This window comes from Shewanella putrefaciens (assembly GCF_016406305.1).
Taxonomy (GTDB): domain Bacteria; phylum Pseudomonadota; class Gammaproteobacteria; order Enterobacterales; family Shewanellaceae; genus Shewanella; species Shewanella putrefaciens_C.
This window is the reverse complement of the sequence record NZ_CP066369.1, coordinates 3865292-3883817: the sequence shown is the minus strand read 5'-3', so window position 1 is coordinate 3883817 and position 18526 is coordinate 3865292. Positions and strand designations below refer to the sequence as shown.

Sequence of the window (18526 nt, the reverse complement as noted above, 5' to 3'; positions counted from 1 at the left end):
CCATGAGTACTGCCAAAACGCTCACGTTAGAGATGTACCTCGGTGATTTGATTATCGGGGAATTATCCTTTGATTCCACGACCGACACCTTTGCAGTGCATTACACCGAAAAGTGGCAGCAGAGCGGATTTCCACTATCCCCGACCATTCCCTTAAATGGCACAGGAACGAGCAATCAAATATCGATGTTCTTGGTTAACTTATTGCCAGAAAACAAAGGATTAGATTACCTAATTGAATCTCTTGGTGTCTCCAAGGGGAATACCTTTGCCTTGATCCGCGCAATTGGCTTAGATACCGCAGGTGCCGTTGCTTTTGTTCCTAAAGGGACTTTGCTGCCTGAAACACAAATGCGGCCAATTATGGCTGCAGAAGTTATTCAGCGGATTGAAGATCCCACTATGTGGCCGATGGAAATTTGGGATGGCAAACCTCGACTGTCGGTAGCGGGGGTTCAACCTAAATTAAACCTGTTTTATAACGGTGAAGAATTTGCATTTGCCGAAGGTGCGCTGTCATCTACCCATATTGTTAAATTCGAAAAATATCGTCATTTAGTGCTCAATGAATTTATGACGATGCGCTTAGCCAAGGCGATTGGAATGAATGTGGCTAATGTTGATATTGTTCATTTTGGCCGTTACAAAGCCCTCTGCGTTGAACGCTTTGACAGACGTTATATGGCAAGTGAGCAAAGGGTATTAAGAAGGCATATTGTCGATAGCTGCCAAGCCCTTGGTTTTAGTGTCAGTAAAAAATATGAACGTAACTTTGGTACGGGGCGTGATGTTAAAGATATTCGTGAAGGGGTGAGTTTTAACAGGCTCTTTAGTCTTGCAGCAAAATGCCGTAATCCAGTGGCCGCTAAACAGGATATGTTGCAATGGGCACTATTCAACTTACTGAGTGGTAATGCCGATGCGCACGGTAAAAACTACTCATTTTTTATGACGCCAAGCGGAATGGAGCCAACTCCTTGGTACGATTTGGTCAGCGTGGCTATGTATGAGGATTTTGAACAAGAGCTTGCAATGGCAATTGATGACGAATTTGATCCAAATAGCATTTATGCCTATCAATTCGCCGCATTTATCGATGGCTTAGGTTTACCAAGAAGTCTATTAATCAGTAACTTAACTAGAATGACGCGAAGGATATCGCAGCTAATAGATGAGGTGATTTCAATACTTCCGCCACTCGATGAAGATGAAGCAGTATTCGTGGCTCATTACAAAGCGCTGTTACTGGCGAGATGTGAGCGTTACCTTAGTATGACCGCCGAGGTCAGGGATGTGGAAGTGTAGATCTGGTGCGGTGCATCATCTTGCCCTATGGCCGCTTTGAGCGGAATGGGTGCATTCCTCAGAAAAAGTGTTTTGGTGGCTTTATTTACATACAAGTACAAGCCAAAGATTGCACTAACTTTCATCCAGAGAGTGGGTGGTATATTGGTGTAGTGATGATGTTCAAAAAGGTTTTATCCTCACACTTTTAATGATTGCGTTAAGGTGAAGTCACACTGATATTTCAGTGTCTCAAGTACTAAATGGGGCAAACTTACTATACCACTACACATTAATTGCCTATGGGGGGTCTATGCTCGAGTTAAAATTTGTTTCATCGATTGCTGAACGTGATATTGACCTTTTGATTCTGGAGGAGTTATCGGTTAGTACAGAATTCCGAGAATGGTTTTCATCACGTGTTTTTGGAGAAGCTATCTACCAATCACAATTAGGTACATGGCATTCTGTATCCGATGCCCAACTTGGTGAGTCAGATATAATTTTTCTTTTTGAAGCAATTGATGGCCCACGAACAGCGATCCTGATTGAAAATAAAATTGATGCACCACCGCAACCAAAACAAGGTGAACGTTATCGTCTGCGAGGTGAAAAAGGGCTTAAAGATGGATATTGGGAAAAATTCAAAACCTGTGTAATAGCTCCAAGTAAATACCTTTATTCCACAAAACATGTTGAAAGTTACGATGCAGAGGTGAGTTACGAAGAAATTTTTGCCTATTTTCAATCACGTAGTTCGAGAAGTGATCGATTCCCCTATAAGGCCAAAATTTTACAGGAAGGTATAGAGCAAAATCGCCGAGGGTATCAACCTGAATATAATGAGGAAATAACTAAATTTGTAGCTGAATATTTTGCATATAGCGTAGAAGAGTTTGCGCAATTGGAAATGCAGAAAGCTAAGCCAAGGCCTGCGGGAAGCACATGGATAATGTTCAACCCCAAATCACTTCCAAAGGAAATAAATCTTGTTCACCAATTAACTGCTGGGCTTGTAAAAGTATTCTTTAACGGTCAGGCTGAAATCTTTGAAAATCTGAAATGCAAATACAGTTCAAAATTGCCAGAAAATGCATCAATTAGAATAGCTGGTAAGTCTGTGTCTATATCAATTAAAGTCCCAAAAATTGACCCTATTTCGCAGTCTTTTTTTGAACAAAAAGAAAAAGTAACACAAGCATTACATCAGTTATCCTTATTAGAAAAATTGGTAAAAGTGGGGTCAGAGCCTGACAGATCCCCACAAATTTAATAGATGCTTGTAGCGTTTGAATTGACCTCCGCTTTAAAGGCGTGGGTCGCTGGATTGGCTGTCGACTTGGCCTATCACACTAATATTACTCAGGTTCGAGAGTGTGCCCCATTGTTGGATTGTCATCATGCCAGTGATTTCCTGTGCGCTAAAGCTTAAGCGCAGGCCATCTTTTCGGTATTCTGCGGGAAGATTTTTAGGCAGTATTTTTTGTCCGTTATCCGCCACTATGCCCCAAAATCCACCTTCTAAATTCATATATCTCACAGTGCCTTGAAGCATGATGCCATCTCCTTTAGCGATAATGTTGGTTTTATCTGAAGTCGGTTTTCCTAAGGCGATCTGGGACCGGGTTTTATCTTGTTCTATCTGTGGCTGTGCCTCTTCTGCGCCTATGGCTTTAGCATCTATGGTTTTAGCATCTATGGCTTTGGCTGCGATGGCTGGGGTATTTGGTGCGGCTGAGTCGTCAATGTTTTGAGGGTTGGTGACAGCACCGCTTTGTGTTGCGGTTGGTTGTGCTGGTGTTTGTTCATTGCAGCCGATTAAACATAGTGTTAGCAATAATGACAGGCAGAGCATTGTGATGGTGCGCATACAGGGTTCCTTTATGTAGCAATGCATAATATACCCACTGTAACAGAACAATTTGCTTAGGCGCGACAAGGTTTATGTCTCTTTAGTCATCAAATATGCCGATTTTACCGATGAGTCTTTGAATGGGTGTCGATTTTATGGATTAGCGGTAAGGGCAAGTTATGATGCCCTTACCGTAGGGCGCGGGATAAGTAAGGCTTATTTTTGCAGTTGCGCCTTGGCCGCTTCAACCTTGGCAAAATCTAAACCCAGTTCCAGCACGGCTTCTTTGATTAAGGCGGGGTTTTGCATGACTAACCCCATTAAGTGTTGCAGCTTTTCCGGTGGGATCCCCAGTTGGCCTATGATGCCCATGGCCATGAGTGGATTTTGAGTTAATGCTTGAAAAAGCTCGTTAATTTTTTCATCGCTGATATTTTGTTCTTTTAAGATGGCAATAATGGGATTCATTACTTTACCTTGTCGAAGTTAACAGAAAACTGCCGTCATTTTATCACAGATAGCGCTGAGTAGTGGATGGGCAAATGGTCCATGATTTTATTGACTGTCACCCTCAATACTTGCCTCACTGATATTGTATTGGTCGGTGGTTTTTGTGCGCTGGATGCGAACAGTGCTGGCGTGAAGCACCGTGTGTTTCTACATGGACGGGCTTTTTGTTATCTTGTGTGAACTGATTGTCTGCAATCATTTTTTACTGAGTTTCAATACCTAAGGAAGTGTGATGGGAAATAGTGCGACACACGCGGACAAGGCTATTGCCGTGAAGGGGTTGCGTTATGGCCGTGGCAATGAGCTGCTGGTGGTCGACGATTGGCAGTTAATGCCAAGGCAACATTGGGCTATTTTTGCGACCGATAGCTATAGCGGCTCACTCCTTGGGCGGATGTTAGCGGAGGATATCCAGCCCGATGAAGGGCAGCTCTGTGGCTTGCCATCGCGAATCGGTTGGGTGTCTCTGGGTTTACAACAGGCACTGCTTGAGCGCGAGCTAGCAAAGGATGAACTGGATTACGGTTCAACGGTCGAGTCCTTAGTGCTCGAATGCTGTCAAGATAGCGCGCAGCTGCCTGCATTATTACAAAAGGTGGGGCTTGAGTCTTTGCGGCTGCGGGGTTTTCGGCAGTTATCCACGGGTGAAACGCGTCGAGTGATGCTGGCACGTGCGCTGGCGATGTTACCGCAACTGCTGATTTTAGATGATCCTTACGCAGGGCTTGATGCCGAGCATCAAGGGAGTTTATCCGAGCTATTAAGCGAAGTCGCCGCGCATAGCCAGTTGCTTGTTATCACCTCCCGCCAAGAAGAATTACCGCCGTGTATTAGCCACGTGGCACTGTTTAATAGTGAGATGCTTAAATCTGGCCAGCATGTACATAAGCTCTGCGCACCTATGTCGATTGAGCAGTGGCATAGTCACCCTGTGATGGCACACTTAAATGCACTTTCTGCCAGCCGCAGTGCTGAGTTGTTGGCGTTAATGGAACGCCAACGCCACAATGCCGAAGCCTTTGACCCCTTAGTCGAGATTAAAAATGGCAAGGTGGAATATGTTAGCGGCTTGATTTTTAAAGATGTGAATTGGCGGATTAACGCGGGCCAACACTGGCAAGTGCGGGGGCCAAATGGTTGCGGTAAGAGTACCTTGCTCGGGTTGATTTTGGGGGATCATCCCCAATGCTACAGTAACGATATCACCCTCTTTGGTCGGCCCCGTGGCAGCGGTGAAAGTATTTGGCAGATTAAACAACGGATTGGCATAGTGTCATCGGCCTTGCATTTGCAATACCGAGTGAGTTGTTCGGCGCTCGATGTGCTGCTGTCGGGATTTTACGATTCCATTGGCCTTTACCATAAACCCACTAAACCTCAGGTCGATTTGGCGAAGGAATGGCTGTCAATTTTACATATGAGTGAGTTTGCCAGTACGGGTTTTAAGCAACTGGATTACGGCCAGCAGCGGTTATTACTGATAGGTAGGGCCTTGATTAAACAGCCCTTACTGTTGATTTTAGATGAGCCGTATCAAGGATTAGATTTTATTAATCGCACTTTAGTGATGCGGGCGCTGGAGATGATTGCCGAGCATCATTTGAGTCAGTTGCTGTATGTCTCCCACCATAGGGAAGATGCCTTGCCTGCCATTAACAACTTCGTCGATTTTATCCAGCAAGATAACGGCTATTCGGTTGAGGTGAGTCATCGCTCTGGGTGATAAGTGAGTTGGCTCAAATGATGCCAATCCCATAAAACCTACTCCGTAGAACTGTGATGATGCCCTCGGTTTGCATGGGGGAAATGGCAATAATAGTTTCTGGCCTATGCCAGAAACTATTCAAGATGCGAAAGGGATGTTGCTTGCCCTTGAGGTGCAATCACAGATGCCAAGACCCAAAAAATGCCGTCAATTATCGAGTTGTGTGCCCTGTAGCCTGTTTAAACCTAATGGCATACCAGCGGCCAACTTATCCCAAATCCTTTTAGCTGCCGACGAGTTTGAAGCCTTAGAGCTTGGTGATGTGCAGCGCTTAAGTCAGCTTGAGGCCGCAGCGCAAATGGGGATCTCGCGGCAAACCTTTGGTTATCTCCTCGCCAGTGCTCGCCAAAAAGTGGCGACCGCCATTACTCAAGGGCTGGTGCTGAAATTACCGACTCCAAATGATAAGGACCCAGTATGATTATCGCCCTGCCTATTAGCCGTGGACGGCTGGCTAGCCATTTTACTAAGGCGCAGCAAGTCCATTTTTATGATGAAAATCATCAGCTTTTACTTTCTATCCCGAATCCCGCCCTTGGCGGCAATTGCCAAGATAAAAAAGCCTTGTTAGACGCCATTCGCGCCCAGCACACCAGCATTGTGGTGGTGCAACATATTGGTGAGCGTATGCTTGGCAAGTTACTCGATGCAGGGATCAGTGTGAGCCGAGGGGATAATCAATTATCGATTGCCACGCTGCTCGCCCAGAGTAAAGAGGTGAATTTGCGCTTAACCCAGGCATCGCAGGGGCGTGCATCCCTAAAACATTTAGCCAAGGGCGGATGCTGTGGTGCTAAGGGGAGTTGTGGTTGCGGCGGTAAGGATAAGGTAAACCAAACCTTGTTGAGCCTGACTCAAGCGCCACCAAGCTTAACCTTAGCTAAACCCATCGCATACAGTGGTTTTAGATTATCAAAATAGTAATGGCGTTATTTTGCATCCATTAATGCATAGGGGCGAGCAATCGCCTCTTTGAGATCTGTTAGCGAAAATACCTTTGAAAACCGGCCAAAGATTTTGCCATAAAACACACATTCCACCACAGGCAATGCAAAGACATTGTGGCTTGCCGCTATTTCTGCTTGAGCCTCACAATCGATATAGGCCATCCGCATTAACGGGAATTCTTGCGCTAACATCTCAGCAATTCTCGGTTTGAGCGTTTGACACACACCGCAGTCCGGCGCGCCAAATAACAACAGTACCGCAGCATGCTCGGTTAACAAGGATTCAAGCATCTTAGGTGAATTCATTTCGATGATATCAGTTTGCATGGTTGCCATTTTGAAGTTGCTATGGATATAAATTCATGGGTTAGTTTGCGTGTTTTTAGGGTTAAAGCCAGCCCATTTTTACCACGCTACTACCGATAAATTGACCAAGATAAAATAAGCCAAGCATGAGAAGCCCGATACTGGCAGCAATCACTCCGATTTGCTGTATGCCTGTAAGACGACCTAGCCATTGTTTTAGATTATTTATCATTTCGCTACCTGCTACCTGCTACCAGCTACCAGCTACCAGCTACCTGCTCATCGATATATGTCGCATCGCTAACCGCACCACTGGCGCTCGCAGGGGATGCCATCGCCGTTACCATCCATTTGGGTATTCGGGCAGTGATTAATGTAAAAGGTCGCTTCGGCGCAGGAGCGCATATGGCTGCAATGGGTTTTGCCCGTTTCACACTGAAATTGAGGTGTGGCTGGAATCTTCTCTTGGTAAACGGGGCTCTGTTCAATCTCATCATAGGTGAGAACAGGTGCTTCATTTACGACAGGAGCCTCATTAAATGCTTGGTATTTTTTAAAGCCAAAAACGCCTATCGCTATGATAATCAGCAGCGGGACTATAGTGTTAACCGCGGATGTTCGTGAGCCATGTTGATGGTTTTTATCTTTATTATTAAAGCGTTCGCGGGAGTGAGGACGTGATTCTTGATGTGAGATGGGGCTTGCGGCAAGGACGGCCACCCCTTCAATCGAGGCGATAACGGCTTTTCTTTTACCGTCATTTTGCACTTCCATTTGGTACAAAATGCTGTCGCCCACTTTCGGTTTTCTCGCCATCTTTTTTAACACTGAAATATGGATAAACACATCTTGGTCAGTGTTTTTATCGGGCTGAATAAAGCCAAATCCCTTTTCATCGTTCCAGCGTACCAGCACGCCTCTGTCCATGAGCATTTTCTATGTCCTTAATGTATGCCGTTTTGCAGATACAGCCGATCTTAGGCTAATAAGTCAGCGATTCAATAGTGACTGCTAAGTTACTCAAGCATAGGAAGTTTTGCAATTTTTTATCTTAGATCTGCTTATCTATGACTCATTTGCTTTGGGTGTATGACGGCGGGGCGACTTGAGTTGTGTGTGGCAGAAATTGGCATTTTTATAAATTCAATACAAACAAGGAATTGTATCTATTTTAAACAAAATGAATAAAAACTGTGCATCAAACCTTGCATTATTACTGTGTGCTGCATAGTATTTGCTGTGTGGCGCACAGTGTGTGTGACACAGTGTTAAGGATAGGGATTCGACAATGACAAGTTCACAGCTAGTCAAAATGCGACTCGAGTTGCGCCGTGGGGTATTAGTGTTGGCGGTACTGGGATTATTAAAACAACCCCATTACGGTTATTCGCTCCGCAAACAGTTGCAGGAGGGCGGTATCGATATTGACGAAGGGACGCTGTATCCCTTAGTGCGCCGCCTAGCCGATCAAGGATTATTGGATAGTGAGTGGCGTCAGGCCGAAGGGCGTGAGCGTCGTTATTACCAATTGTCATCATTGGGGGCTGAGTTGCTCAGTCAACTGACCGATGAATGGCAGCAACTTAATGGCGCCTTGGCTTTTTTGCTGGAGCAAAGCGCTGACACTAATGGCTCAGATATAAACAGCCTAGACGAGAATGCAGAGGAGATTTGATATGGAATTAGTCGATCGCTATATCGCCGCGGTGCAGCGAGAATTGCCCGAGAACAAACGTCAGGAAATTGGTCGTGAATTAAAAGCCAATATCTGCGATCAATTGGATGCCCTCGCTGAACAAGGTGAATTAACTGAGTCACAAGTTGCCGCCGTGCTAAAGCAAATGGGTCATCCCTGTAAGGTCGCGCAGCAATTTGTACCATCTATGCCTATTATCGCCTCTGAGGATATTCCGCTGTTTAAACATACCCTGTTTATGGTGCTCGGCGTGTTGTTTGTTCTGCAGGTAGTGGGCGGCACGATGCAATGGCTTGGCTCGACGGAGGGGAGTCTATTTAGATTTATCCAACATCTCGCCAGTGGTTTTATCGGAGATGCCTGCCTTGCTTTTACCGCGATTGGTTTGTCCTTTTGGAGTTTTTCGGCCCAGGGAAAACCGCTATCCGGCAGTAATTGCCAGAAGTGGCAGCCGCAGAATCTGCCAAAGGTCGGCCCTGGTTGGCAGCATATTAGTTTAAGTGATGTGTTTGCCGATCTGGCGACGTATCTCTTCCTCTTGCTCGTGATCTGGTGTTCTGTGTGGATGAGTAGCGAGCAATTAGCCGCACGCACTGTGATTTTTAGTGCCAATGCCCAGCAATTACTGCAATGGTTTAGTCCTATTATTCTGCTGTCTATGGGCAATAGTCTGTGGCAATTACGCCTCCGAGTGTGGACCAGTGAATTGCTACTGGCGAATATGGGGGTCAACCTTACTTATGCCCTGTTCCTAGTCTTTCTGGCCTTTAGTTCGCCGCTATTACAAAACCAAGTACAAAGCCAAGGTGCTGAATTACAAGGGAGGTTTACACTATTGCAGTTAGAACAGTGGCTAAGTTATAGCTTAGTGATTGTCGCTATGTTCCCTGGCTATGAGGTTATCCGTGATGGGCTGCGTTGGCGCAAATTGGCACAGCAATAGGGCTTAACCAATTCCCTTAAGGTTCGTTTTATTGGTTTTTTTCATCGAATACATGGCCTGATCGGCATGATTGATCAGGCTTTTTGCATCTGCCCCATCCTCTGGATAAACCGCCGAGCCTATGCTGGCACCTATATGTATTAAGTGGCCGCTAATTGTGTATGGCTTAGTGACTGCGTGGACTATTTTTTCCTGTAATATCAGTGCGCTTTCGGCATCGGGTAAATGTTCTAAGAGGATCACAAACTCATCACCGCCGAGGCGTGTAATAGTATCGATTTGCCGAATGGCAGAGGAGAGCCGTTTCGCCACTTGCTGTAGCAGTCGGTCGCCGACATCGTGGCCAAACTGATCATTTATCGGCTTAAAGTTATCTAAGTCTAAAAACAGTACGGCAAAAATGCCTTTGCTTCTCTGGATATGCACTATGGCTTGTTCGAGCTTAGTGTGGAACAGCACGCGATTGGGCAGATTGGTGAGGGCGTCGTGGTGGGCGATATGGCGCAGGTATTCTTCCTCCGCCTTACGCTCGGAAATATCGGTAATGACGATAACAAAATGAGTAAGCAGGTGCTGATCATTACGTACTGTATTTATCCGTAAACTGAGTGCAAGTTTGCCGCCCAATGGGGTTTCCTTGAGAATTTCACCTTGCCATTGCTCGCCCTGTTGCAACAGGTTTAGCATAGCTTGATAAGCGTCTTCAGTTTCATGTCCGGTATTGATAAAGCGTGCCGCATCCCCTTGCAAATGTTGTTGGGTAAAGCCTGTGATATCAGTAAAAGCTTGATTAGCTGAGATAATGTTTAACTGCGGATCGGTAATAATAATGCCATCGGTACTGGCATTGAATACGGTTGCTGCGAGTCTGAGTTTATCTTCGGCCTGTTTACTGGCACTTAAATCCATAAAATATGCCACGCCTTCCTGATCGCTCCCATTTAAAAAACTGGCCCCTAGCATCACAGGGATTAAGGCGCCGCTCTTGCTGATCAGTTGTTTTTCATATTGTTGGCAGTGGCCATATTGCGCCAACTCGGCGAGGGCGATGGCATCTCTTGCTTCATATTCTGGCGGTGTGAGTGACCGCCAGTTGATTAAGCCCGAGGTTAAGTCCGTGCGGTCAAAATCGAGCATCTTGAGGAAGTGATCATTAGCATCCTGAATGGTGCCATCTAGCTGCCATGAAACAATGCCAATAGTGTTAGAGTTTTTAAGGCTGTTAAAACGAGATTCACTCATAAACAACAGTTGTTCAGATTTAGCAATATTGTGGATGATCTGTCGACTGGCGAAGATAACCATGCCGATAAATAGCAAGAGCGCGCCAAGGCCAATCAACCATGTCATTTGCTTTACCCAGCGCGCGCCTTCACTGAGGATCGCAGAGAAGGCGATTTCGAGGCGGAGTAACTCTTCATTGGCCTCAATCAGCTGTTGTCGATACTGGTTTAGGATTTCGGGTCTGCCACCAAACTGATTGATTTCATAACGTATATTTTCAGCGAGTCCCATGACAGACTCGAAACGTTCGTCGGCTAAGATCCACACTTTAACGGCTTCTTGCATATGGGGCGTTGAGTGGAAGTGGCGGAAAAACCAGATCAGCGACTCGGTATCCCGCTCATCATTACGGCCTTGGATAAACCCGAGTTTTGCGGCTTGTTCATCGATGGGGACCGAGAGTAAGGCCTGGCGGGCCTGACTATCGCCCATGATAACGTCAGTGGCGGCGAGGTAGCGTTGATAGTCTACTTCGTCTTTATTGTAGGAATAATGTGTGAGGTAGAAGATGGCATCTTTTTGCGCCTTGGCCCACAGCCCCTCACCGCGGACATAGGTGCGTACACCATCAAAAATATTACCTTGAAGATATACTAAGGTGACTAAAATGATGCAGATCCCAACAAACATCCCTATGATTAATAATACCTTAGCAACGGTTGAACGGGCCCTTTGCCGTAGGATCTTTAAGTTGCGCGCAAACTTGGTTTTCATGCTGACTCCCCGTAATTTAAGCATTGCCGCCATGTCCAAGTGGGCAATTGAGTGGGAGATAAGCTGCGTTGGCCGTGGCCATAGAGAGCTTTTGGGATTTTCATCTGTTCCTTAGATTGATTATTTTTTTAACATACTAAAGCCTAGTATGTTTTTGTTCTTAAATAGGATTGTTGTCGATGGAATCAATGTCCATAGAGATTCTTTAATCCACATTCAATACTGTTAAGTTAATCCCATCCAGTATAGCCATAGAGTATAGCCATAGTTGGGCTTGGCATTGGAATGATTGTCGCATGAGCGGGATAACCTAATACTGTGCTGGGAGTCTGACTTTGAGCTTAAATATCCGCAATAAGATAGATTTAATCCGTGGGCGAGTGTCGATGTAAGCGTTCTGAACTATTCTAAAAGCAATGCTAGACTTAGGTGGTATCAGTATGTTTTATAAGAGGTTCATTAAATTAGTGAACACCGTTAATCCTTTGTGGCGTACCTTAGTTTGCGGCTGTTTAGTCGGCATATTCTTCGCGGTGGAGGCATTCTCTGCTCCCTTACCTAAGGTGTTGCGCGCCGATTTTCGGCATAGACCGCCCGAAATGGTGCTAGACGAGAAGCACAATCGGATGACGGGGCCGGTTAAGGATATTCTCGAAGAAGCGGCGGCTAAGGTTGGTTACAGCATAGAATGGACCGCTCGCCCCTTTGCCCGCAGCCTGTACGAGTTACAGGTGGGAACGGTCGATATAGTGCCCCGCACGATACGGACCCCAGAGCGAGAGGCATTTATTCATTTTCTTGGCCCTATTTCGATACAGGAGCGGGATATTCTGTTCCTTGTAAAAACCGGGGAAGAGGCGCGGATTAAATCCTATGAGGATTTATATAAGGTTACCGTGGGGGTTAAGCGGCGAACGGTTTATTTCGAGCGCTTTGATGGGGATCTGGCGCTGAATAAAGTGGAATCTATCGATGATGAAAATATGGCTCGCATGTTTATCATGGGGCGTTTCGATACTATGGCCGTGCTCGATCGCGCCGCCATTGAGAGCGTCCTCACTAAGCTAGAATATGAGCGTTTTAGTTATGCCGATTTTAGGCAGCAGAATCGGATTGAGCATTACTTTGGTATGTCCAATAAATCCCCCCATTTGGCCATTTTTGATGCGCTTAATCAGGCATTACTTGAGATGGTTGCATCAGGCCGTATTAAGCAGATTTACCTCTCCTATGGTTTAACTGTGGAAGGAGAATAGGCCAGCCGATTATAGGCAAGCCGATTAAAGTGCCCGCAGGCCTTGGACAATTTGTCCTTTGGGTGAAAATAATGTGCGATATAGCACAAAATAATGGCATTCAACTGTGTTTTGGGGATGTTTTGCCGCTCACTTTTTGATCTCGATCTGCTTTTTCATTGTCGTTAAAGGGTTGAATTGCTGCCATCTTTTAGCAGTATTTGGAAACCCAAGATGAAATTAGCGCTCAGTCTATTCCCCCTTTGTGCTTTATCCAGTGCGGTGGTTGCCGATGTTGCAACGGACAATATCGAGCGCCTTGAAGTACGCGGTAGACAAATTAATACCTTAGGGCACAGCACTTCAGCATCTGAGGGGATAGTCGGCGCGGCAGAAATCGAGAGTCGTCCTTTACTGCGAACCGGCGAAATCCTCGAATTTGTGCCTGGGATGATAGTGACCCAGCACAGCGGCTCGGGTAAGGCGAATCAGTATTTTCTGCGTGGCTTTAACTTGGATCACGGCACTGACTTTAATACCCGCGTCGACGGTATGCCGGTGAATATGCGCACCCATGGGCATGGCCAAGGTTATACGGATCTTAACTTTTTAATCCCTGAGCTTGTCGGTGAAATTAGATATGCCAAAGGTGCTTATTACCCTGAGGTGGCCGATTTCTCCGGTGCGGGTGCCGCCCAATTACTGCTGGCCGAGCAACTCCCCCATAACCAAGTCGGGGTGACTTGGGGGGAATACGGTTATCAGCGGCTGGTGGCAACGCAGGAGTTAAACACTGACATAGGGCGGTTTATTCTTGGCGGTGAGGTGCAAGCCTATGATGGCCCATGGACGGATATCGATGAGGATGTCAGTAAAGTGAATCTGGTCGGGCGCTATTTAACAAGGCTCGGCGAGGGTGATTTGAGTATCACTATGATGGCCTACGACAACAGCTGGAATTCGGCGGATCAAATTCCCGCCCGAGCGGTAGATTCAGGACTCATTGATTTGTATGGATCTTTAGATAAGGACGTTGGCGGTGATGCTAGCCGTTATAGCGTTTCAGCCAATTACGATGCCGGCGATTGGCAGGGAAATGTCTACGCCATTCGCTCGACCATGAATTTATTCTCTAATTTTACCTATTTCTTAAACGATCCCGTCAATGGCGATGAGTTTGAACAAGTCGATGAGCGTACGATTTGGGGCGGCGATCTTAAACGCGACTGGCAAACTTACCTCGGCGGCACCCAACTAAATTACACTGTGGGCGGCGATGTGCGTTATGACGATATTGGCGCCGTAGGGTTATATAACACCCAGGGGCGACAACGGTTAAATACGGTCAGGCTCGATGAAGTGCAAGAGTTATCGACCGGCATCTTTGGCAAAGTGGAGTGGCTGCCCGCCGAACAATGGCGCTTTAATCTTGGGCTGCGTTACGATTATTTCGATGTGCAGGTCGACAGTGATAATCCGCTGAACAGTGGCGATGCGTCCGATGGTATGTTCAGCCTTAAGGCGGGCGCTTCCTATTTGTGGAGCGATAACCTTGAGTTGTATGTGAATGCGGGTCAAGGGTTGCATTCGAACGATGCCCGCGGTGCGACCATTAAGGTCGATCCCGTGAGTGGCGATGCGGTCGATAAAGTCGATTTGCTCGTGCGCTCCAACGGCGGCGAGTTTGGGGTGAAATATTATGATAGGGACTTTATCAATTTCTCCGCCGCGCTCTGGTATCTGCAATTAGATTCAGAGTTGGTGTTTGTCGGCGATGCGGGTAACACTGAGCCGAGTCGGGCATCTGAGCGTTATGGCGCTGAATTAACAGCATATTATTGGCTCAATGATGCAGTTAGCCTCGATATGGAGTTAGCCTGGACTCAGGCTCGATTTACCGAGAACGAACTGGAGGAGGGCAAGTACATCGATGGCGCTGTGCCCTTTGTCGCCAGTGCGGGCATTACCTATCAACCCGACGGCGATGGCCTATATTCGAGTGTGCGGGTGCGGCACCTTGGCGAGCGGGTGCTCGACAGTTTTAATGAGCACAGGGCCGATGCAACCACCTTAGTCAACCTCGCGCTGGGGTACGAGTTCCGCGGTTTCGACACTAAGCTTGAGCTGCTTAATGTGTTTGATAGTAAAGATCACGACATAGATTATTTTTATGCCTCCCGCTTACCCGGTGAAGCGGTAGAAGGGGTTGAAGATCAACATTATCATCCCGTCGAGCCGCGAATGGTGAGAGTGAGCCTGAGTTACCATTTTTAAGTCGGTATCTTGCCGAGCAATAATCTGTATCTAATAAGCGCCCAGAGAGTGGGGCGCTTTGTTTTTTGAGCCGTATTCAATGCCGGAGTTGGCTAAATGGTCTATCTGCAATTATTTACTATTCTCGCCCTTGCTGTGGCGGCTAGAATGATCATTCTGAAATGCAAACTCGCGGATGATAAAGGCCCAAATTGAGCAGATGAGCAGTATTGTACCCGTTGAAAATATTAACTATTGGCGTCATCCCAGCTTATCAGGCATAGAACTGAGTCAGGCGGAATTCACACATTTCAGCTTCGATAAACATGTGCATCTGGATTATCACTTAGGCGTGGTCACCCAAGGTGCCCAGCAGTTTGTGAATAAGGGCAGTAGCTATCAGCTTGGTCAGCACAGTCTATCGACTTTAAATCCCGACGAAACCCACGATGGTCAGAGCCGTGATGCCGAAGGTTATCGGGTGAAAGTCATGTCGATACCCGTGGAATACATGAATGAAATCAGCCAAGAACTGGGTTTAAAGGAACACTTTTTCAGCGCGCCTATGGTGGATGACCCAACGCTTTATCAATATTTTATTCAGCTACACGAGCTATTGATCCAAGGTCAATGCAGTGCGCTCGCGGGAGAGTCCCACTTACTGAACTTTATTCATCTGCTGCTGGAGCGTTACCCCAGCGGCGTTGCAGCTGGCATATCTAAACCGAATCAACCGCAGGGGTTATCTAAGTTACAGGTGAGCTTAGTCAAGCAGCGAATTCACGATGAGCCTTGGCACAATACTCAGCTCGAAACCTTAGCCAATGAAGTGAGCTTAAGTAAGTTTCAGTTTTTACGGCAATTTAAACAGGCAACAGGGATGACTCCCCATGCGTATCTCAAGCGGGTGCGTTTAGAGTTGGCGAAAAAGTCCCTAAGCCATGGCGCCTTAGTGGCGGATGTGGCGCAGCAATTTGGATTTTTCGACCAAAGCCATTTAAATAAAGCCTTTAAGCAGGCATTCCTATTATCGCCGGTGCAATTTCAGCGGCGCATGCTCTAGCTTCCGCCGTTTTCGACGACTGATTCGAATAAACCAACATTGTGCAATTTATTACAATTCAGCCCGGTGGCACATGGCCATACTAGTTACCTCAGTTATCGTTAATAACCCTTTTTCGGAGCCGCATTTCTATGGATTTATCCTTATTACTCACCTTGGCCGTGATCCACACTGTGGCCTTGATCAGTCCCGGACCCGATTTCGCTATCATGGTGAAGATTGCCACTCAGCAGTCTCGAAGCACTGCGATTGCCGCGGCCGTGGGGATTTCAGTGGCCATTTTAGCCCACACGATTTTAAGCCTAACGGGAGTGAGCCTGCTCATTAAGAGCTCGCATACTCTGTATCTCTTAGTGCAAATTGTGGGGGCAACTTATTTAGCTTGGATGGGATTTGGCGCCCTGCGTGCAGGCCTTGCGATACTCGCCAAACGTAAAGCGAGCGTTAGCACCCGCTCCCCTGCTGGGATAAACATTGAGGCTATTGAAACTGCTGAGGCTGGAGGTGCAGGCTTAGCTGGCACTATGTCGCGCAGGCAAGGTTTTTTGACTGGGCTTTATACCAATTTATTGAATCCAAAAGCATTAGTGTTTTTCTTAACCTTGTTTTCAGCCTTAATTACGCCGAGCGTTACCACAAGCACTAAAATCGCCGCCGCCATTTTGCTGCTGTTGCTCTCTCTTGCATGGTTTGGCTTTGTCGCTGTGATGTTATCCAAGGCGCAGGTGCAACTGAAATTGCAGCGACTGACGCCGATTATCGATGCGGCGATTGGCGTTATCTTTATGTCGGTGGCGCTGGCAATTTATTCCAACCTATTGCTGACGGCTTAGTTGGGCGCAAAGGCTAAGGTTTGAGTCCTGTACACCTATGTTATGCTTGGCCCTTGATTTCAGCTGAGACGTTTAGATAAAAGGGATAAAGATGTCAGTCGCCTTATCAGTAAAGGTAATAAAATCAGCTAGCTTAGATAAAGTTAAGCTGCTTAAAATGGCGTTTTATGCGGCGTTGGTCATCGGTGTAATGGGGCTAAGTTGTCATGCCCGCGCGGCCGATGAGATGTTGGCAAAGGAATATATTCCTCTGGTACAAGGGCTTATCGATGCGGCCAAGGCGAATGATCCCGAGGCTATGGCTAAGCGAGTGGCTTACCCACTTAAACGTGAATATCCGATCCCGGTGATTCAAAATATGCAGGAAATGGTTACACGTTTCGATCAAGTATTCGACCCACAATTGCTTGAGCTGATTGCCAATTCTAAGGCTGACGTCGATTGGCAAACTATGGGCTGGCGCGGGATTATGCTCGGCAGCGGCGTGGTGTGGATGGATTTTGACGGTAAGATCATAGCGATTAACAACCAAACACCCGCAGAGGCAAAACTTAAAGCTGAGCTTATTGCCAAGCAACAAACGGCATTACATGCGAGTGTGAGTGATTTTGTTAGCCCTGAGTTAGCATGGCAGACCGCCAAATTTACCATTCGTGTCGATAATATGGGTAACAGTCAATACCGTTATGCCGCTTGGGCAAAGGGTAAGTTATTGAGCGAAAAGCCAGATTTAGTGCTAAATAAGGGCAAACTCGTATTTGATGGCAGCGGCGGGAATCATTCATTTCAATTTCGCAGCGGCCCATACCAATATCATTGCTATGTCACCGTCTTAGGCACCAGCGACAGCCCACTAGGTGAGCTAGTCGTATATAAAAATGACCAAGAAATACTGAAACAAGCCGTCATCAAAGCAGACTAGTCTCGTTTCTATCCTATGAGTTAAGTTTTTCTTAGCCACCTAATCTTTCCCCTTTCCCTAAGCCATATATGGCTTGGAATAATGCTATCTTGATAATTAGCGCGAAAAACATTGATAAAGGCTTTTAGCGGACGTAGTCGCTCCGCTGAAAACACGTTATATACCAAGGAGGGAGTTATGAAGCGAGATATGGACTTAATTAGGTTGATTTTACTAGAAGCTCAAAATGGCAACCTAAACAGTGACATCAAAGGCTTTGAGTCTGATGTTGTTAAATACCACAAGAAACTAGCCATAGAAGCTGGATTACTTGAAGGAAAAGTTCAAAACAACCTCGAGAACACATCGGTTGTACCTTCAGCTGTCCATGTTAAAGATTTAACTTGGCATGGTCATGATTTCTTAGATTCAATTGAGTCAGACAACAATTGGTCCAAAGTTAAAGGCTACATCAAAGAATCAGGCAAGATAGTGACAATTGAAACTGTTAAACAAGCAGTTAAAATCGTATTTCAATCACTAACGTAGAGGCATATAACAAAGGCGTCAATTAGGACGCTCGCAAGCTCACACCTACTACGCCGGCGTTAACCATAGAATTTTTATCCAAAACTGACGAGTTAGAGTTAAGGCTTTAACTCGAAAATGTCCATTAGCTTTTTACGAACATATAGTAAATTGGTAGTTAAAATTGGCATTGAGGCTACAGTGACCGTCGGCGACATGGATGTCGCCGTCGAGCCTATAAGGATATATTCACGGCGTGTCACTGTGGAAACAATGACAATAAACTCCCTGAGTAGATAAAGGGCTATTTAGCTTTTGTTCCAAATGTGACTTATAACGGTCTGTGGAAATGACTGTTCACGTAGCATTGTGCAGTCGGTTTTAATTCGCGAGATAAAAAGAGCATTAAGGAT

The 18526-nt window shown here is 46.2% G+C and carries 19 protein-coding genes; 13 read left to right on the top strand and 6 right to left on the bottom strand.

The window, feature by feature from the left end:
- Positions 1-2 precede the first annotated feature (2 nt).
- A complete protein-coding gene (locus JFT56_RS16970; RefSeq protein ID WP_198781163.1) occupies positions 3-1304 on the top strand; it encodes a HipA domain-containing protein in 1302 nt (433 codons plus the stop codon).
- Between the two features lie 292 nt (positions 1305-1596).
- Positions 1597-2556: a hypothetical protein gene (locus tag JFT56_RS16965; RefSeq protein WP_198781162.1), complete on the top strand. Its 960-nt coding sequence runs from the start codon at positions 1597-1599 to the stop codon at positions 2554-2556.
- 33 nt (positions 2557-2589) lie between these two features.
- On the opposite strand, the gene JFT56_RS16960 is transcribed toward JFT56_RS16965, so the two are convergent.
- Together JFT56_RS16960 and JFT56_RS16955 are read right to left on the bottom strand one after the other, a co-directional pair.
- Complete coding sequence (locus JFT56_RS16960) at positions 2590-3153, bottom strand: hypothetical protein (RefSeq protein WP_198781161.1); 564 nt, start codon at positions 3151-3153, stop codon at positions 2590-2592.
- A 198-nt stretch (positions 3154-3351) separates the two neighbouring features.
- Positions 3352-3603: a DUF2999 family protein gene (locus JFT56_RS16955; protein ID WP_198781160.1), complete on the bottom strand. Its 252-nt coding sequence runs from the start codon at positions 3601-3603 to the stop codon at positions 3352-3354.
- 274 nt (positions 3604-3877) lie between these two features.
- Between JFT56_RS16955 and JFT56_RS16950 the strand changes: the two genes are divergently transcribed.
- From JFT56_RS16950 to JFT56_RS16940, 3 genes are all read left to right on the top strand, one after another.
- Complete coding sequence (locus JFT56_RS16950; RefSeq protein WP_198781159.1) at positions 3878-5368, top strand: ATP-binding cassette domain-containing protein; 1491 nt, start codon at positions 3878-3880, stop codon at positions 5366-5368.
- Between the two features lie 166 nt (positions 5369-5534).
- Positions 5535-5831 carry a DUF134 domain-containing protein gene (locus JFT56_RS16945; RefSeq protein WP_198783622.1) on the top strand — a complete coding sequence of 99 codons (297 nt, stop codon included), beginning with the start codon at positions 5535-5537 and terminating at the stop codon, positions 5829-5831.
- Complete coding sequence (locus tag JFT56_RS16940) at positions 5828-6331, top strand: NifB/NifX family molybdenum-iron cluster-binding protein (protein WP_198781158.1); 504 nt, start codon at positions 5828-5830, stop codon at positions 6329-6331. Before JFT56_RS16945 ends, JFT56_RS16940 begins: the two co-directional genes overlap by 4 nt.
- A gap of 8 nt (positions 6332-6339) precedes the next feature.
- On the opposite strand, the gene JFT56_RS16935 is transcribed toward JFT56_RS16940, so the two are convergent.
- The 3 genes from JFT56_RS16935 to JFT56_RS16925 all read right to left on the bottom strand — a co-directional run bounded on the left by JFT56_RS16935 (position 6340) and on the right by JFT56_RS16925 (position 7596).
- Entirely contained in the window at positions 6340-6684 is a 345-nt protein-coding gene (locus tag JFT56_RS16935) for a thioredoxin family protein (RefSeq protein ID WP_198783621.1), read from the bottom strand.
- Positions 6685-6745: 61 nt separating this feature from the next.
- Positions 6746-6895, bottom strand: a complete 150-nt coding sequence (locus JFT56_RS16930) for a hypothetical protein (protein ID WP_198781157.1) — start codon at positions 6893-6895, stop codon at positions 6746-6748.
- Positions 6896-6963: 68 nt separating this feature from the next.
- Complete coding sequence (locus JFT56_RS16925) at positions 6964-7596, bottom strand: excalibur calcium-binding domain-containing protein (protein WP_198781156.1); 633 nt, start codon at positions 7594-7596, stop codon at positions 6964-6966.
- 355 nt (positions 7597-7951) lie between these two features.
- Here JFT56_RS16925 and JFT56_RS16920 point away from each other — a divergent pair, with 355 nt between their 5' ends.
- Positions 7952-8338 (top strand): PadR family transcriptional regulator, encoded by a 387-nt coding sequence (locus JFT56_RS16920; protein ID WP_198781155.1) that lies wholly within the window; start codon positions 7952-7954, stop codon positions 8336-8338.
- A 1-nt stretch (position 8339) separates the two neighbouring features.
- Positions 8340-9302 (top strand): hypothetical protein, encoded by a 963-nt coding sequence (locus JFT56_RS16915; RefSeq protein WP_198781154.1) that lies wholly within the window; start codon positions 8340-8342, stop codon positions 9300-9302.
- Positions 9303-9305: 3 nt separating this feature from the next.
- On the opposite strand, the gene JFT56_RS16910 is transcribed toward JFT56_RS16915, so the two are convergent.
- Entirely contained in the window at positions 9306-11300 is a 1995-nt protein-coding gene (locus JFT56_RS16910; protein ID WP_198781153.1) for a sensor domain-containing diguanylate cyclase, read from the bottom strand.
- Between the two features lie 467 nt (positions 11301-11767).
- Between JFT56_RS16910 and JFT56_RS16905 the strand changes: the two genes are divergently transcribed.
- The 6 genes from JFT56_RS16905 to JFT56_RS16880 all read left to right on the top strand — a co-directional run bounded on the left by JFT56_RS16905 (position 11768) and on the right by JFT56_RS16880 (position 18134).
- Entirely contained in the window at positions 11768-12556 is a 789-nt protein-coding gene (locus JFT56_RS16905) for a substrate-binding periplasmic protein (protein WP_233095531.1), read from the top strand.
- Between the two features lie 213 nt (positions 12557-12769).
- Entirely contained in the window at positions 12770-14809 is a 2040-nt protein-coding gene (locus JFT56_RS16900) for a TonB-dependent receptor (RefSeq protein ID WP_198781151.1), read from the top strand.
- Between the two features lie 199 nt (positions 14810-15008).
- On the top strand, positions 15009-15851 hold the full coding sequence (locus JFT56_RS16895) for an AraC family transcriptional regulator (RefSeq protein WP_198783620.1): 843 nt from the start codon (positions 15009-15011) through the stop codon (positions 15849-15851).
- A 131-nt stretch (positions 15852-15982) separates the two neighbouring features.
- Positions 15983-16684 (top strand): LysE family transporter, encoded by a 702-nt coding sequence (locus JFT56_RS16890; protein ID WP_198781150.1) that lies wholly within the window; start codon positions 15983-15985, stop codon positions 16682-16684.
- A gap of 91 nt (positions 16685-16775) precedes the next feature.
- Positions 16776-17606 (top strand): hypothetical protein, encoded by an 831-nt coding sequence (locus JFT56_RS16885; RefSeq protein ID WP_198781149.1) that lies wholly within the window; start codon positions 16776-16778, stop codon positions 17604-17606.
- A 177-nt stretch (positions 17607-17783) separates the two neighbouring features.
- Positions 17784-18134 carry a DUF2513 domain-containing protein gene (locus JFT56_RS16880; protein WP_198781148.1) on the top strand — a complete coding sequence of 117 codons (351 nt, stop codon included), beginning with the start codon at positions 17784-17786 and terminating at the stop codon, positions 18132-18134.
- The last annotated feature ends 392 nt before the right edge of the window (positions 18135-18526 follow it).